Origin of the sequence: Haemophilus haemolyticus (assembly GCF_001679045.1) — a bacterium.
Lineage (GTDB): Bacteria > Pseudomonadota > Gammaproteobacteria > Enterobacterales > Pasteurellaceae > Haemophilus > Haemophilus haemolyticus.
Window position 1 is genome coordinate 1 of the sequence record NZ_LYCK01000011.1, and the last position, 16348, is coordinate 16348.

General features: G+C 39.5%; 13 protein-coding genes. 3 read left to right on the top strand and 10 right to left on the bottom strand.

The window, feature by feature from the left end:
- A partial coding sequence (locus A8M50_RS02870; RefSeq protein ID WP_216818624.1) for an ESPR-type extended signal peptide-containing protein occupies positions 1-5039 on the bottom strand: 5039 nt, incomplete at its 3' end.
- A 294-nt stretch (positions 5040-5333) separates the two neighbouring features.
- A complete protein-coding gene (gene siaB / locus A8M50_RS02875) occupies positions 5334-6008 on the bottom strand; it encodes a 5-acetyl neuraminic acid cytidyl-transferase (RefSeq protein ID WP_005646563.1) in 675 nt (224 codons plus the stop codon).
- Positions 6009-6121: 113 nt separating this feature from the next.
- Here siaB and A8M50_RS02880 point away from each other — a divergent pair, with 113 nt between their 5' ends.
- On the top strand, positions 6122-6784 hold the full coding sequence (locus A8M50_RS02880) for an NAD(P)H-dependent oxidoreductase (RefSeq protein ID WP_005646532.1): 663 nt from the start codon (positions 6122-6124) through the stop codon (positions 6782-6784).
- Positions 6785-6820: 36 nt separating this feature from the next.
- Here the strand turns inward: A8M50_RS02880 and A8M50_RS02885 are convergent, their stop codons facing one another.
- From A8M50_RS02885 to apbC, 3 genes are all read right to left on the bottom strand, one after another.
- Positions 6821-7174 carry a type II toxin-antitoxin system PemK/MazF family toxin gene (locus A8M50_RS02885; RefSeq protein WP_005646660.1) on the bottom strand — a complete coding sequence of 118 codons (354 nt, stop codon included), beginning with the start codon at positions 7172-7174 and terminating at the stop codon, positions 6821-6823.
- Positions 7174-7443: an AbrB/MazE/SpoVT family DNA-binding domain-containing protein gene (locus tag A8M50_RS02890; RefSeq protein WP_032826589.1), complete on the bottom strand. Its 270-nt coding sequence runs from the start codon at positions 7441-7443 to the stop codon at positions 7174-7176. The genes A8M50_RS02885 and A8M50_RS02890 overlap by 1 nt, the downstream gene beginning before the upstream one ends.
- A gap of 224 nt (positions 7444-7667) precedes the next feature.
- Positions 7668-8780: an iron-sulfur cluster carrier protein ApbC gene (gene apbC / locus A8M50_RS02895; RefSeq protein WP_005646653.1), complete on the bottom strand. Its 1113-nt coding sequence runs from the start codon at positions 8778-8780 to the stop codon at positions 7668-7670.
- 150 nt (positions 8781-8930) lie between these two features.
- Here apbC and metG point away from each other — a divergent pair, with 150 nt between their 5' ends.
- Together metG and tehB are read left to right on the top strand one after the other, a co-directional pair.
- Positions 8931-10979, top strand: a complete 2049-nt coding sequence (gene metG / locus A8M50_RS02900) for a methionine--tRNA ligase (RefSeq protein ID WP_005646612.1) — start codon at positions 8931-8933, stop codon at positions 10977-10979.
- 112 nt (positions 10980-11091) lie between these two features.
- Complete coding sequence (tehB, locus tag A8M50_RS02905) at positions 11092-11952, top strand: SAM-dependent methyltransferase TehB (protein ID WP_005646637.1); 861 nt, start codon at positions 11092-11094, stop codon at positions 11950-11952.
- Positions 11953-12001: 49 nt separating this feature from the next.
- Here the strand turns inward: tehB and gloB are convergent, their stop codons facing one another.
- From gloB to A8M50_RS02930, 5 genes are read right to left on the bottom strand one after another with little or no spacing between them, the layout of a single operon-like run.
- On the bottom strand, positions 12002-12703 hold the full coding sequence (gloB, locus tag A8M50_RS02910) for a hydroxyacylglutathione hydrolase (protein ID WP_005646679.1): 702 nt from the start codon (positions 12701-12703) through the stop codon (positions 12002-12004).
- Between the two features lie 51 nt (positions 12704-12754).
- A complete protein-coding gene (locus A8M50_RS02915) occupies positions 12755-13561 on the bottom strand; it encodes a methyltransferase domain-containing protein (RefSeq protein ID WP_005646671.1) in 807 nt (268 codons plus the stop codon).
- On the bottom strand, positions 13558-14322 hold the full coding sequence (locus A8M50_RS02920; RefSeq protein ID WP_005646662.1) for an ABC transporter ATP-binding protein: 765 nt from the start codon (positions 14320-14322) through the stop codon (positions 13558-13560). Before A8M50_RS02920 ends, A8M50_RS02915 begins: the two co-directional genes overlap by 4 nt.
- Positions 14322-15338, bottom strand: a complete 1017-nt coding sequence (locus A8M50_RS02925; protein ID WP_005646572.1) for a FecCD family ABC transporter permease — start codon at positions 15336-15338, stop codon at positions 14322-14324. The genes A8M50_RS02920 and A8M50_RS02925 overlap by 1 nt, the downstream gene beginning before the upstream one ends.
- Complete coding sequence (locus A8M50_RS02930) at positions 15335-16327, bottom strand: iron ABC transporter substrate-binding protein (RefSeq protein WP_005646568.1); 993 nt, start codon at positions 16325-16327, stop codon at positions 15335-15337. The genes A8M50_RS02925 and A8M50_RS02930 overlap by 4 nt, the downstream gene beginning before the upstream one ends.
- Between the last annotated feature and the right edge of the window lie 21 nt (positions 16328-16348).

Consider the following 16348-nt stretch of genomic DNA (forward strand, 5'->3'; position numbering starts at 1 on the left):
TCGTACGGTTTCACAAAGTCACGAGCTTCGCCGTTGTTTTGTAAGTTCCAACCTGCATTCAATACATCGCCCACGGTTGCGGCGTTGTTTGGATTAATGTACTTATCACCATTTTTATCCGTTGTATTTGGTGCTGCCGCATTGGTCGTTGGTGCTTGAGTATTTGCTTTTGCACCATCTAAGTTACCTGCTACATTAGATAATGTTGTTGGTGCTGTTGTACCCTCTGGGCCATTAACAGAAGTAATGACTTTATCTTTTGCAATTTCAGTTCCTTTTCCATCTGGCTCAGAATAATATTTAACTTCTTTACTACCATCTGGTTTTACTACAGTTTTAGGATATACTTTTGTTCCCTCTGCGGTTGTATAACTTACAGGTTGCTCAGGCATTTCTTGAGCCTCTGCTTTCACAGTGATAGTACGAATGCCATTCTCTGTTTTACCAGATACAGTAACGCCACCTTCTCCAACAAACTTCACTTCATCAGCATTTTTTACTTGATCTGTATACGCTTTTGTTAAATCGCCTGTTGTTTTGTCCGAAGATACAACCCAACCCATATTACGTAAATCACCTACAGTAGCCGCTGTAGTATCAGGAACAGCTGGAGTACCTGTAGCTGGTTTACTTAAATTCACAAGGCCGTCTTTTGGTTTTCCTTCTGCATAATTCGTCAAACCAGATGTAACATTTTTAATTGTTTTACCACCATTATCTAAGCCATCTTTTGTCAAAGATACTGGGTTTGCTGGCGCATCTTTTGGAGTGATTGTCATGCCATCACTATTGATTACAGTTTTATCACCAGCTTGGTTTTTAAATTCAGCACTTGTTAAGCCACTTAATACTGGGTTTAGGGAATAGATAAACTCTTTACCAGCTTGTTTAATCGCTAAATTATTGCCTGCTTTGAAAGTTACTTTCTCTCCAGCTTTGATTAACTCTTCAGCGTTACCTTCTACTGTACCAGTGCCATCTTTATCTGCTGTCGCTTTCCAACCCATTTCTGTTAAAGCATTCACCAATTGATCCGCAGTGACCAATTTACCACCAGTTGTATTAGCTGTTGGCACTCCATTTGTTGTTGTAATCGTACCTGTTTTTGGAGTTAATGTGATGGTATCTCCAGATGCAGCTACATCTAACAATGTGCCATCGCTAGATTTAACAGTGAAAGCGATTCCATCTTCTTTATTTAACGCTTGTTTCTTAGTTTCAGTAGCCGTATCAGTGCCATTTTGTCCTTTTAACTGAATTGTATTATTTGCCACTTTATGGAATTGACTACCGTTAATAGCATCTTTAGAGTTTGCAGAAATGTCTCCATCTTTTACATTTGTAATTTTTACAGGTTCTTTACCATCTTTATCAGATACTTTGATAGAACCATCAGTTGCTTTAGCAAATTTAGGCCCTTCGCTACCACCTATTTGTACAGTGTCGAAAGATACATTATCTTTTGTAGCAAATGTAAATTTGCCAGCATTTTGTGTAATCTTGATGTTTTTATCTGCCTCAAAAGTTACTTTGTCACCAGCTTTTACCAATTGGTTAGTAGCTTCTTTACCTAATTCACCAGCAGTTGTTGCTGCTGATGTAGCTGTCCAAGCCGCGTTATTCACAGCATTTACAACCGTATCTACCGTTGCGATTTTACCTGCGTCATCAGTATTGACCGCTACGGTTCCAGCTTTATCTCCTGAGTCAACAGGATTAATTGTACCGGTATTAACTTTTAAGCCGTTGGCATCGGTTGTAAGGGTGTTATCTGCAGCTTTTACCTTGATTTTATTGTCGTTGGTTTTTTCCAAACCATCGCCAAGGTTTGCGCTGTATTTGATTGTACTGGTTTTGCCGTCTGTATTTGTAACAGATACACTTGTGCCGTCGCCGTCAACAAAATTAACAGTGTCATAAGCGGTAACAAAATCTTTTGCTGTACCTTTCTCTTGCAAGTTCCAGCCTGCATTCAACACATCGCCCACGGTTGCAGCGTTGTTTTTGATGTCATTTACATTATTCGGTTTGTCTGCTTTAGTTGTCGGCTCAGTTGTACCTGTTTTCGCACCATCAAGGTTGCCAGCTACGTTGGTAATCGGATTGCCGCCGTTGTTTAAGCCATTTTCAGTCAATGAAACGGGTTTCTTACCTGTAGAGGTTGCCGGAGTAATGGTTACGCCTGCATTAGTGAGCATGGTTGTCGGCGCATTTGCATCTGTGCCTTTAAACTCTGCGCTGGTTAAGTTACTCAATACTGGATTCAAAGAATATGTGAATTTAGAAGTAACATGAGTCCCTGTTTTACGATTAGGGTTATCAGGATCTTCATAGGCATCTCTAGTCGCATCTTCTTGATTTAATACCAAGTTATCGCCTACACGAATTTTCACTTCATCATTAAGACGAACTTTATCTACTTTACCTGTAGCCGTACCTGGATTTTCTCTTGTCGTTGTTTTACCATCGGCACTATGTACTTCAGTTCCTGCTGTTGCTTCAGTACCTTTTAGTTTCAACACACCAGAACTGTCCTTATCTTTCTCAGCTTCTACTGCCCAACCACTGGACATACGTTTTGTAACAGAGTTTAGCTGAGAACCGTTGATCGCATCTGTAGAATCATCTGCAATACGACCCGCCGCCACGTTTTTCAACTGACGTTCTGCCCCTGGTGTACCAAAAGATACTACGTCACCTTCAGATGTATTCGTACCACCAGCCCAATAGAATGTATAGGCTACTTTTTTACTATCAAATGGTACAATATGGCCCTCTTCATCATAGGAAATATCTGTTTGACGAGTACCAATAGATTTGTCATCTGCTCTAGAACCTGTACCGATAGCCACCCCATTTTGTAGTTCGGAAACAGCTCCTGTTCCTAGGGCAACACCACCTAATTTTGTGACACGTGCCCCAGTACCAATAGCCGTACCTAAATCTCCAGTAGATAAGGAATGAATCCCCATGGAAATAGAACCATGACCGTTTTTATTAGCAGCTAAAGAATAATCTAATTTATCAATATTTAAAGTAGCGCCATTCGTTAACTCACCATAGGCTTGTTGAATAGTACCCGTTGCATTTTCCATTTCTACAGAACGGATGGTACGTTCAACTTGTTCTCCACCAATGGTCTCTATTTTTTTAGTGGTTTTGATGACCGTACGTTTTTGTGCGTCTTTTTTCTCTTTTTGATAACTTACTTTTTGACTAGCTACCTTGGTAATTTCCGATCCACCAATCATGATGGAGGAGTCACCTTGCGCCTGTGTACCAAGACCCATAGCAATAGCGCCTTGTTCCCCAGACGCTTTCGCCCCTTGACCAACTGCAATATCAGCCTCTTTTGTTGCTTGTGCCCCTTGACCGACTGCAACAGAAGAGGTTGTCGCATTAGAATGATCACCAACCGCTACCGCAGATTTATCAGCATTTGCTTTATAACCTGCAGCCACAGCTGATTCTTCTGCTTTCGCTGCTGTACCTGCTGCTACTGCATACTTACCATTAGCCAAAGCTCCCATACCTATTGCAACTGCTGCTTCTGCATTTGCTTGAATTTGCGAACCGGCACCAATTGCTGTTGCACCAAATGCACCTTTACGCACTAAAGCATTCGTACCGATAGCCGTACCTAATGGTGTACCCGAGTGAGCTTGTGCCCCTAATACTACTGAACCATCTTGTGCATAAGTTGCTTTATATTTTTTATCTAAAGGAGTACCAACAAGACGTGCATAAGCACCACTAATTGTGTCATTAGATATGTTTGCGTCTTGATTATGATCTTCTGTTTCTGTAACCTTAAAATTTTCTTTAGTTGATTTGTAATACTTTTTATCTGCAAATTGAGTGATATCATTTCCACCTAAAGCTATCGCACCCATACCAGCAATTGTTTGGGCCCCGATTGCCACAGATTGGTCTCCTATAGCACGTGCATTACGACCCAACGCTGTGGCTTCATTAATATCTACATTTGTATATCCGTTTGTTCCACCAGCTATTCTTTGGAAATCAGTATTAACATCTTTAACACCAAACGCTTTTTTTAGCACTTCATCATTAGTGTCAACATCTGTCGCATTTCCCGCAGGCATTTTATTAGGATCTAAACTTCTAAATCCTGCTCCAGCACCGGCTCCTACTGCCACAGAAGAATTGATAGAAATCGCACTGTCTCTATTAACTCCTGTAAAAGCACCAGTACCAATAGCTACACCGCCTGCATCGTCACCACTACGATTTAAAACGCCCTTATTACTCCCAGAAACCGCTCCAGCTCCAATAGCTACACTATGACCTGAACCTTGATCTCGAGTTTCAGCTTCTCTACCGAAAGCAATATCATTAACCTTTCTTGCTTTACTAGAGTGACCAAGAGCCATTGACTTTTCAGCACTTGCATTGCTTCCCCATCCGAGGGCATAACTATCGTTACCCGTCGCATTCGATCCGGTTCCCAATGCTACAGATGTAGCACCAGTTGCTTTTGTGTTAGAACCTAAAGCAATACTATTATTACCGCTTGCAGCAGATGTATTCCCTATAGAAATAGAATTCACACCGGTTGCTTGACTTTTATAACCTACTGCCACTGCTTGCTTATCAGTTGCCTGAGCCAGCACCCCAACAGCAACTGACTGGTCACTAGTAGATTTAGAGTCAATACCTAGGGCAATTGCACTATCTCCTGTGGCTTGTGCTTTTCTACCTACCGCTACTGCATTGTTCTGAGTAGCCTTAGATTCTTTACCTACAGCAACGGCATTATTTCCTGAAGCATTTGACGATTGCCCCCAAGCGACATTGGTATCACTACCTGTGCCCGGTTCATTGACGACAGCATAAGCCGAATGACCGCTTAATAACGCCAATGCGACTGCTGAAGATTTAATAAAATTGCCTGAAAATTTGACCGCACTTTTTTGTGCATTTGATGCACTTTGTTTTTTATGTGCTTTGGTTAATTCTGAAACCGCCACCCAAGATTGCGTTGCTTGGCTCCAAACGATACGGAAGATTTTATTCATAAATGTCTCTCTAACGATGTTAAAAATACCCTCAATCTCTTATTCAATTAATAAAAGAACTTGGGCGTAAATAAAGTGGAAAAATTATACAGATTTAGTCATGAAATTCAATTTAAAAATACAATCTTTACGATAATTTACATTTATCAAGTGTAATGAGAAACAAAGGCAAACGTTTGCTTTTTTTTGCGCAAGAAGTAAGCCAAAAGTGCGGTGAGTTTTAGAGAAGTTTTTATTGGGAAAAAGCAAATAGGCTTATCAAAAAACAAAGGCCGCGACATGCGGCCAATTTTTTTAGAATTCTTTTGAAATCAAACTTTCGGCTAATTGCAAATCAAGTGTGGAATCAATATCAATGGAACGATAAGTTGGCATTAAATAAAAACGCATTGGCGCAATAAAAAAGCGTTTTTCTTCAAAGAGACTTTCGATGTCATTAATATAAATTGCGCCATTTGCACGATAAGATTTCGGTAATTTTTGGCGAGGGGCTTCAAAATCCGTTAATTCGTGAATAGGCTGAACTTCGGTGCCTTCTAAAGTGAAGGATTTATAAGGATGATGCTCACATTCGCAAGCGGAAACCACTGATTTATATTTGCCGCCAAGGAAAATTTCCATCGCATTACGAATATCTAAAGCATTGCGCAATGGGCTGGTTGGTTGCAAAAGTGCGGCGGTGCCTTGTGAAATATTGAGTGTTTCTAAGCAATGCAAAATCGCATCAATGGTGCGTGTATCACTTTGCGCTAAACTTTCAGGGCGTGCCACTGCTTTTGCGCCGTATTTTGTGGCTTCTTTTAAAATATTTTCACCGTCTGATGTCACCACAATTTGATCAAACATGCCCGATTCTTGCGCCGCTAAAATCGCTCGCCCGACCAAAGAAACGCCACCCACAAGCTGTAAATTTTTGTCTTTAATTCCTTTAGAACCTGCTCTCGCAGGAATAATTGCAATTCTTGTCATTATTTGCACCCTCTGTGATAAAAGTGCTGACTATTCTAGAATCTTTCCCTTGTTTTAGCAAAAACTAATCTTTAATATGGCAGCACATTTTTATTTAAAAAAGAGGAAATAAAATGACTCAACTTACTCGTGAACAAGTTCTTGAACTCTTTCATCAACGCAGCTCAACACGTTATTACGACCCTGCAAAAAAAATCAGTGATGAAGATTTTGAATGTATTTTAGAGTGCGGTCGATTATCGCCGAGTTCTGTAGGCTCTGAACCTTGGAAATTTTTAGTGATTCAAAATAAAACCTTACGCGAAAAAATGAAACCTTTTAGCTGGGGAATGATGAATCAGCTTGATCATTGTAGTCACCTTGTGGTGATGTTAGCAAAGAAAAATGCCCGTTATGACAGTCCATTTTTTGTGGATGTGATGACGCGCAAAGGCTTGAACGCAGAGCAACAACAAGCCGCCTTCGCAAAATACAAAGCCTTGCAAGAAGAAGATATGAAATTGCTGGAAAGCGACCGCACTTTATTTGATTGGTGCAGTAAACAAACTTATATCGCCCTTGCCAATATGCTTACTGGCGCTGCAGCCCTTGGCATCGATTCTTGCCCAATCGAAGGTTTTCATTACGATAAAATGAATGAATGCCTCGCCGAAGAAGGATTATTTGATCCTCAAGAATATGCGGTTTCTGTCGCCGCAACTTTCGGCTACCGCTCACGCGATATTGCGAAAAAATCCCGTAAAGGGTTGGATGAAGTGGTGAAATGGGTGAAGTAAATAAAAATTGCCCTAGCAAAAAAACTAGGGCAATTTTTAGTCTCTTAAAATCGCTTCAACAATGTCTTGAACTTCAAATAAAACATAATCTGGTACAGATTCAACTTTTTTCGCGTCTCTACCTCGAAAGTCAATTATTCTGGCTTGATATGCAACAACCACACCTTGTGTCTTACAGCCTGTCCCACTTAGCGTTACCGCAAAACCATTTTCTCTAGCAGGCGCCGCATTTCCTTGTGTAATCGGTGCTATCATCATAAATCCCAAATTATGAAATTTATTATCGCTTAATACTAATGCAGGACGTTTCTCACCCTGTAATTCATTTCCTACAACGGGATTCAAGCAAACCGTGATAATATCACCTCTTTCAAATTGTTGTTTAGCCATCAAATTTCCTGCCCTGCCGGCTCAAGTAAATCCCATTCTTGAATAACGGGTAATTGTTTTGATGAGGTCATTGCAAGACGTTCATCTAAGGTTAATCTTTTTCTTTTTTTCGGATTATTAGGCACAACAATCACTTTAATTGTATTGTCGCTGATTTTTTCTAGTTCCAAAAAATCCCCCATATCTAAATTCATAGAATCGGTAAAGTCCTTAGGTAAACGGATTGCTTTACTATTTCCCCACTGTTTTACTTGTAATCTCATATTCATCGTTATATAGCTGACAAAAGTTTATTTTTAATAAAAAATAAGTCAAAAATCAGCCTCTCCTTGTAATAATTAACCATCGATAAAAATGTATCACTTAATGATACCTTGCTAGTGTAGCTTTATATTTGTTTATGTCAAATAAAAGGATCATTTCATCATATTCAAGGTAAATTAGATGAAAATAAATTTTAAGGGCTGCACATGCAGCCCTATCTTTTTTTCGATTATTTCACTTCTTTAAATAAAATCTCACTTGGAATTACCGAACCTTGCCAATAAAGTTCTGTAGAGACTTTTTCGGCAAGTTGTAGGAATGCTTGTGAAATTTCATTTTCAGGCACTCGCACAACAGTTGGGTTGCCTGCATCTAAATCTTCACGGATACGAATGTGTAAAGGAAGTTGACCTAATACTTTCACATTGTATTTTTCAGCCATTTTCTCTGCACCGCCTGTGCCAAAAATCGCTTCGTGGTGACCGCACTCGCTACAAATGTGCATCGACATATTTTCCACAATACCTAATACTGGCACGGATACTCGCTCAAACATTGAAATACCCTTCACTGCATCAAGCAAAGCAATATCTTGTGGGGTTGTCACAACCACTGCACCCGTTACAGGGATTTGTTGTGATAAGGTAAGTTGAATATCACCAGTGCCCGGAGGCATATCGATAACAAGATAATCTAAACTATCCCATAGGGTTTCATTTAATAATTGGCTTAATGCGCTACTCGCCATTGGACCACGCCAAATTGTTGCGCTATCTTCATTCATTAAAAAGCCAATGGAATTTGCAGATAAACCATGTGCTTTAATTGGGGTAATGTGTTGATTATCTGGCGAAGTTGGACGTTGATCCGCTGCGCCTAACATATGTGGAATAGAAGGGCCATAAATATCCGCATCTAAAATTCCAACACGTGCGCCTTGTGCTTGTAATGCTAAAGCTAGATTAACCGAAACCGATGATTTCCCTACGCCGCCTTTACCAGAACTCACCGCAATAATATTTTTCACACCTTTTACGGCTGGTTGATTATTTGCACGTTTAAGTGTGGCGATTTGATAAGTCACCGCCCATTTAATTGCTTTGCAATCTGTCGCTTTCAACAACGCATCTGAAACCGCTTGTTTTAACTGTTCTACACCAGAATTCCATGCAAAAGGTAATTTCAATTCAATGCGTAAAGTATCACCGCCCTTTTCCACTTTTTTCAAAGTATTAAGCGCAATCAGATCCTTTTGCAGGGTTGGATGCTGAAATTGTTGGATAATCTGCTGAACTTGATTTTGCTGCTCGGCAGTCAAATTATCAGAAAAGTAGGTTGCCATAATAACTTCCTGTTTAGTAGAGTAAATTTGTCGGGCATATTTAATCACGGAAAGTGCGGTATGTTAAGTTAAAGTTTTTCAAACTAGAAAAAAAGCCCTGTATCGGGTAAGATGTCCACAATTTTTATATGCTAAAAAAGAGAATAATAAATGACAACTCAACCCCGTAAAATTTTAGTCACTTGCGCCTTGCCTTATGCCAATGGGGCAATTCATTTAGGCCATATGTTAGAACATATCCAAGCGGATATTTGGGTGCGTTTTCAACGTATGCGTGGCAATAAAATCCATTTTGTCTGTGCAGACGATGCACACGGCACACCTATTATGCTGAATGCTGATAAACTTGGCATTACACCCGAAGAATTAATTGCCAAAGCAAAAGCCGATCACGTGCGTGATTTTGCAGGTTTTAATATTAGTTTTGATAACTACCATTCCACTCACAGCGAAGAAAACAAAGAGCTTACTGCAGAAATTTACAATAAACTCAAAGCCAATGGCTTTATTAAGAGTAAAGTTATTTCTCAGTTATTCGACCCTGAAAAAAATATGTTCTTACCGGATCGTTTTGTGAAAGGCACTTGCCCGAAATGTAAAGCAGAAGATCAATATGGCGATAACTGCGAAGTGTGTGCTTCTACTTATAGCCCAATGGATTTAATTAATCCTCGTTCAGCCGTTTCTGGCGCAACACCTATCGTAAAAGAATCTGAACACTTTTTCTTTGACTTACCCGCTTTTGAAGGCATGTTAAAAGAATGGACACGTTCTGGCTCACTTCAATCTGAAATTGCGAACAAAATGCAAGAATGGTTTGAGAGCGGTTTACAACAATGGGATATTTCACGCGATGCGCCTTATTTCGGTTTTGAAATTCCCGGCGCAAAAGATAAATTCTTCTATGTTTGGTTAGATGCGCCAATCGGCTATATGGCTTCATTCAAAAATCTATGTAATCGTGAAGGCATTGATTTCAATGAATTTTGGGCAGAAGGCAGTGATGCGGAGCTTTATCATTTCATCGGTAAAGACATCGTTTATTTCCACAGTTTATTCTGGCCAGCAATGCTTGAAGGCAGCGGCTACCGTAAACCGACTAATGTATTCACTCACGGCTATGTCACGGTGGATGGAGCGAAGATGTCAAAATCTCGTGGAACTTTCATTCAAGCCAGCACTTATTTAAATCATATCGATCCTGAATGTTTGCGTTATTACTATGCAGCAAAATTAAATGATCGCATTGAAGATTTAGACTTTAATCTTGAAGATTTCGTACAACGTGTCAATACGGATATTGTAAACAAATTAGTGAATTTAGCTTCACGCAATGCAGGCTTTATTGCGAAACGCTTTGAAGGCAAACTTGCGGATAAACTAGAAGATGAAACATTATTTGCAGAATTTACCGCCCAAGCCGAGCAAATCGCCTCTTATTACGAAAGCCGTGAATACAATAAAGCCATTCGTGAAATTATGGCATTAACGGATAAAGCCAATAAATACATTGATGAAAAAGCCCCTTGGGTGATTGCAAAAGAAGAAGGCAAAGAGGCTGAATTGCAAGCCGTATGTTCAATGGGAATTGAGCTTTTCCGCATGTTGATGTCTTACTTAAAACCTGTTCTTCCAAAACTGGCAGAAAGTGCAGAAGCCTTCTTACAAGCTGAATTACGTTGGGATAATATTCATCAACCATTACTTGGCCATACTCTTGCGCCGTTTAAAGCCTTATTCTCTCGTTTAGAGAAAAAACAAATTGATGCCGTTGTGGAAGAAACCAAAGCCTTATTTGCAGCAGCCAATAAGGCAGCAGAAAAAACTGAAGCAAAACCAACCGCACTTTCTGCCGTTGAACCTATTGCTGAAACCATCACTATTGATGATTTCGCTAAACTTGATATGCGTGTAGCAAAAGTATTGAAATGCGAAGCTGTACCAGAATCTAATAAGCTTTTGCGTTTTGAATTAGATCTTGGCGATCATACTCGTCAAGTCTTCTCTGGCATTAAAGCGGCTTACAATAAACCTGAAGAATTAGAAGGTCGTTTTGTGATTATGGTAGCAAACCTTGCACCACGTAAAATGAAATTCGGCGTGTCTGAGGGAATGATTCTATCCGCAGGAACAGGCGGTAGTGACTTATTCTTGTTATCTGCTGATAGCGGTGTCACTGCCGGCATGCAAGTAAAATAATCAATTCAATCTAAATGAGGGCAACATTACGTTGCCCTTTTATTTTCTAGTTGAAAATAGGCGGCTTATAACCTACTATAACACTCAACTATTTATCTGTTTGGAGAATATTATGAAAAACGAATTAATTTGCTATAAACAAATGCCAGTGTGGACAAAAGACAAATTACCACAAATGTTCCAAGAAAAGCACAACACAAAAGTTGGCACTTGGGGGAAATTAACTGTATTAAAAGGTAAGCTCAAATTTTATGAGCTAACCGAAAATGGCGATGTTGTTGCCGAGCATATTTTTACGCCAGAAAGCGACATTCCTTTTGTTGAACCTCAAGCATGGCATCGTGTAGAAGCACTTTCTGATGATTTAGAATGTACCCTAGGTTTCTATTGCAAAAAAGAAGATTATTTCAGTAAAAAATACAACATGACTACCACTCACGGTGATGTAGTGGATGCAGCAAAAATTATCTCGCCTTGTAAAGTATTAGATTTAGGTTGCGGACAAGGGCGTAATTCACTTTATTTAAGTTTATTAGGCTATGATGTGACCTCTTGGGATCACAATGAAAACAGCATTGCCTTTTTAAATGAAACCAAAGAGAAAGAAAATCTTAATATTTCTACCGCACTTTACGACATTAACTCTGCCAACATTCAAGAAAACTATGATTTTATTGTTTCAACGGTGGTGTTTATGTTCTTAAATCGTGAACGTGTGCCGTCAATCATCAAAAATATGCAAGAACACACCAATATTGGCGGGTATAACTTAATCGTTGCCGCCATGTCCACAGATGATGTACCTTGCCCACTTCCGTTCTCTTTCACTTTTGCTGAAAACGAATTGAAAGAATATTACAAAGATTGGGAATTCTTAGAATATAACGAAAATATGGGTGAATTACACAAAACCGATGAAAACGGCAATCGCATTAAAATGAAATTTGCCACCATGTTAGCGAGAAAGAAATAATCTGCTAATTAAAAAATCACCGCACTTTGCCTCAATAAAAAAATATAACTTAGAAAATATCTTTGGCTTTGCGAAGTGCGGTAAATTCTTCAAGTGTTTTTGCTTGTAAAAATGGATTAATTTCTCGCTCAAGTTTTAAAGTGGTAGGCAAACTTGGTTTATTTTCAGCCCGTTGTGTTTCAACAAAAATACGTTGTTTTTCTACCGCACTTTTATCCACCAGCACCGTTTCCGCAAAAGCTAAATTTCCCAATGTATATTCGTGAGCAGGGCAAACAATCGTCTCGTCAGGCAATGTATTCAAACGCTGCAAACCATCAAACATCTGCGCATAATTACCTGTGAAAACACGTCCACAACCTGCAGAAAATAACGCATCACCACAAAATAAATGATTATCCACTAAAAAACTAACGTGCTGTTTAGTGTGTCCACCCGTCGGAATGACATCAATTTGATAATGTGCGGTAAGGATCGTCCCTTCGTTCATAATTTGAGTCGCGCCTTTTTTCTCACATTCTTGCGGCCCATAAATCGGCACTGTTGGATAACGTTTTTTAAATGCCGACACACCTTGTGTATGATCCTCATGTTCGTGAGTAAGCAACACCGCTTCAACCGTTGCGTTTTGCTTATCTAACCATGCAAACAGCTTGTCCGTTTCAGGCAAATCGACAATAATAAGAGGCAGATTTTCTCGTTGATAAAGCCAAATGTAGTTATCATTCAGCGCAGGCAAAGCAAATAACATAATCGTCCTTTTAATTAGTGATGGAAAAATAAATTGATTCCGCTTAAAACATTAGATGCGTTCCACATTCCACCAAATCAACGCCCATTTTTTCTGTCCGTGAGAAATGGGTTCGTTGTTAGCTTGTTTACGATCGTAAAAGGCTTTTAAACCTTGTTTTTCTTTTTCGGAAAGCTCGCCTAAAGAAAATTCCACCGAGGCTAATAAATCCTCGTAGCTTTCACCTTGAAAACAACCCGATTCAGTTTCAATAAAATTCAAATTTGCCTGAATGCCTTTTTGATACAACCGATTGAGTAAATAAATATAAGTGGGGAAACCAATATCTTCTCGGCCAATTGCCTCAAATACGCCCTCATCTAAAAAATGACGTTGTGTGACAGAAGTCAAAAACACACGTTTTTTCGCTTTGGCACAGAGTTTTTCGATCATATCGTCCAAATCGTCCACCAACGTTGAACGAGATGCCAACACTACATCAGCTTGTGGCACATCATCCCAATTATCCGCCCAAGATTTATGAAATGTCGTGAGATGATGCAAACCAAATTTCTGTTTGAATTGCGCCAAGCAATCTAACATTCCATTGCTATAATCCAAGGCATATACGGTTGAGCCTTGTTGTGCGAGTGGCACAGCAAAGGTACCGGGGCCACAGCCAATATCCAACACGGTTTCATCTATTTGCACATTCATAGCTTGCAATAATTGCTGATTATATGCTGAAGGCTTGCCGACTAAATTCTCAGCCATTTTCACAGCTTTTTTATCCCATTTTGTCGGAGGCAAGTTGTAATGATTACAAGCGATTAAGTGTTGTTGATAAAGTTCAGCAAAATTGATGTCGTAAATAGTCATAGTGATTTTTCAATGTGGTTATTTAAATGTTGATGTAAAAGTTCGGGTGAAGTGCGGTAAATTTTCGCCAAGTTTTCTAAGGTTAATAAATGTTTTTTATCGCCTTGTTGAAAGCCAAATTGTTGATCAAGAAAAACAATATTATCCCCTAAAAATGCCGCTTGTTGTGGATTATGCGTGCTAATAATAAGCGCAATATTTTGCTTTTGCAGTTGTTTTATTTTTTCTAACACTCGAATTTGATTACCAAAATCAAGACTGGAAGTCGGTTCGTCCATAATTAAAAGTTTGGCTTGTTGAGCAATCGCACGGGCAATCAACACAAGCTGTTTTTCGCCGCCACTTAATTGATGATAATAACGTTGCGCAAGATGAGCAATTTCTAACTCTTGCAACGCCATTAATGCCAAATCTAAATCAGATTTTTTTGGGGTTTGATACCACTTCAAAAAAGCACTTCTTCCCATCATCACCATATCCTGCACTAAAAAAGGAAATAAATGAGAATGCGCCTGTGGCACATAAGCAATATGTCGAGCCAATTCTGTTGGAGAATAATGAGAAAGCGATTTTCCTTGCCAAAAAACCTCACCACCAATAGGCGGCTGTAACCCCAATAAGGTTTTCAAAAACGTACTTTTGCCTGCGCCATTTGCACCAAGCAAACAACAAATTTGATTTTCCTCTAGGGTAAATTGGATATGTTGAACCAGTGTTTTTCCTTCATAGCCAATATCAAGATTTTGCGTTTCGAGTAACATTATTTTTGCCCTCGCACTAATAAATAAAGGAAAAATGGTGCACCACACGCAGAAGTCAAAATACCAAGTGGTAATTCAATCGGTGCAATCGTGCGAGCTAAAGTATCTGTAAGTAATAAAAAAGATGCACCAAGCAATAAGGACGTCGGCAATAAACGAATAAAATTGGCGCCCACCAACAAGCGTGCGATATGCGGTACCAATAAACCGACCCAGCCAATAATTCCTGTCATTGCAACCGCACTTGCCGTACAAAGTGTGGTGAATACAATTAAAATCCAGCGAGTACGTTTAATCGGTACGCCAAGCGTTTGTGCTTCATCTTCATCAAGAGACAGTAAATTTAACCGCCAACGCAATAAAAAAATGGGAATAATCCCTAGCAACAACATCGGGATCAGTTGAATTAAATCGTGTTGATTAATAGCCGTTAGACTACCAAGTAGCCAAAAAGTGATTGAAGGTAATTGAGTGAAAGGATCGGCAAGAATTTTTAACAAAGAAATGCCTGCGCCAAGCAAAGAACCAATTGCAATTCCAGAAAGCACCAGCACTAAAATAGGATCTTGAGTGCGACTACGCGAGGCAATGAGTGATACGCATAACACAGCTAAAATGCCACCGCTAAAAGCAAAGAGTTGGATATAAACCATTGGCAAATTATAAAAAATTGCCAAACTTGCCCCAAAACCTGCACCCGCTGAAACGCCCAAAATATCTGGCGACACAAGCGGATTTTTAAACATACCTTGATAAGTTGCGCCCGCACAAGCAAGCGCAGCCCCGACAAAACAAGCGACAAAAATACGTGGCAAACGAATTTGCCACAATACTGTTTGTTCCGTGTTTCCTTCACATTGCCCGTTGAACGAACAACTTATTGTCTCCCAAAGTTGGCTAGGCGAAAGCGGATATTTCCCCACATTCAAAGCAAGTAAAATACTGCCAAGCAACAATCCCACTAACAAGACAAAAAACAAACGAGGAGAACGTAAAAGAAAAGCTGATCTCATCATTTTACTTGAAACAACTTAAGCGCTTGCTCGTTGGTTAAGTCAATGTGATAAAACAATTTATAGAAACGTTGCATTTCAGGCACAAAGTCAGCATTCGCCTTACCACTCAACATATGTTGTAACCAACGCACACCTAATAAACGGTTTAAACTCGGTGGTGAATCAATCCAACCAAATGGTGTATGCGGCACAAAGAAAACTTGCTGATTTTTCACCGCACTTAATTCTTTCCATTGCGGATTGTTTTCAAGCGCTTTATAAAACTCATCATATTGGGTGAAAATCATTTGAGGATTCCACAATAAAAGCTGTTCCATTGAAACTTGAGTTAAGCCTTTTTGATCTCCCTCTGCGACATTTTCTAATCCAACCAATTCCATTGTTTCCGTATGAATCGAACCTTTTTGACCGGTTTGCAAGCCGTCCGCATTACGCGCTAAATAGGCTGTTTTATGATGTTGTTTAGCAAAATCGCGTGCTTGTTTAAGGGTTTCTTCCGCATATTTAGCTTGTTCTTCAGCTTGTTTTTCGTTACCAAGCAACTTACCTAACTTACGTAACAAAGCAGGCGTTTCACTTAATCTGCCATCTAATAACAAATAAGGCACTTGAGTTTGAGCAAAAGTGCGGTCAGCTTGATCTTTATAATTCGGCGCAACATTGCCCACATCAATAATCAAGTCAGGTTTTAACGCAACGATTTTTTCTGCAGAAAGCGTACTGCCTTTTCCTGCAATTTTACCGAATGTGGGTAATTTTTTAATCTCGCCTTCAAACAACGCACCTGCTTTTGATTCCATTTTAAAGCCAGCAAAGCCTGCTAATTTTTCAGGTGCAACAGCAAGTAACAACACATCACTCGGATTCCCCGCGCTTAATACTTTTTCAATTTTGGCTGGTTCAGGCAAACTGCCTGCTTGGTAAGTTAAATCTTGAGCACTCACTTGCAAAGCAAAAAGTGCGGTGATAATCGTGAACATTTTTTTCATTTTAGCTCCTTAAAAATGAGA

Excerpts from the sequence above, each read along its gene's own strand:
- tehB (WP_005646637.1), top strand. The coding sequence starts at position 11,092 with ATGAAAAACGAATTAATTTGCTATAAACAAATGCCAGTGTGGACAAAA.
- A8M50_RS02930 (WP_005646568.1), bottom strand. The coding sequence starts at position 16,327 with ATGAAAAAAATGTTCACGATTATCACCGCACTTTTTGCTTTGCAAGTG.
- gloB (WP_005646679.1), bottom strand. The coding sequence starts at position 12,703 with ATGTTATTTGCTTTGCCTGCGCTGAATGATAACTACATTTGGCTTTAT.
- metG (WP_005646612.1), top strand. The coding sequence starts at position 8,931 with ATGACAACTCAACCCCGTAAAATTTTAGTCACTTGCGCCTTGCCTTAT.
- A8M50_RS02890 (WP_032826589.1), bottom strand. The coding sequence starts at position 7,443 with ATGAATATGAGATTACAAGTAAAACAGTGGGGAAATAGTAAAGCAATC.
- siaB (WP_005646563.1), bottom strand. The coding sequence starts at position 6,008 with ATGACAAGAATTGCAATTATTCCTGCGAGAGCAGGTTCTAAAGGAATT.
- A8M50_RS02920 (WP_005646662.1), bottom strand. The coding sequence starts at position 14,322 with ATGTTACTCGAAACGCAAAATCTTGATATTGGCTATGAAGGAAAAACA.
- A8M50_RS02925 (WP_005646572.1), bottom strand. The coding sequence starts at position 15,338 with ATGATGAGATCAGCTTTTCTTTTACGTTCTCCTCGTTTGTTTTTTGTC.
- apbC (WP_005646653.1), bottom strand. The coding sequence starts at position 8,780 with ATGGCAACCTACTTTTCTGATAATTTGACTGCCGAGCAGCAAAATCAA.
- A8M50_RS02880 (WP_005646532.1), top strand. The coding sequence starts at position 6,122 with ATGACTCAACTTACTCGTGAACAAGTTCTTGAACTCTTTCATCAACGC.
- A8M50_RS02885 (WP_005646660.1), bottom strand. The coding sequence starts at position 7,174 with ATGGCTAAACAACAATTTGAAAGAGGTGATATTATCACGGTTTGCTTG.
- A8M50_RS02915 (WP_005646671.1), bottom strand. The coding sequence starts at position 13,561 with ATGACTATTTACGACATCAATTTTGCTGAACTTTATCAACAACACTTA.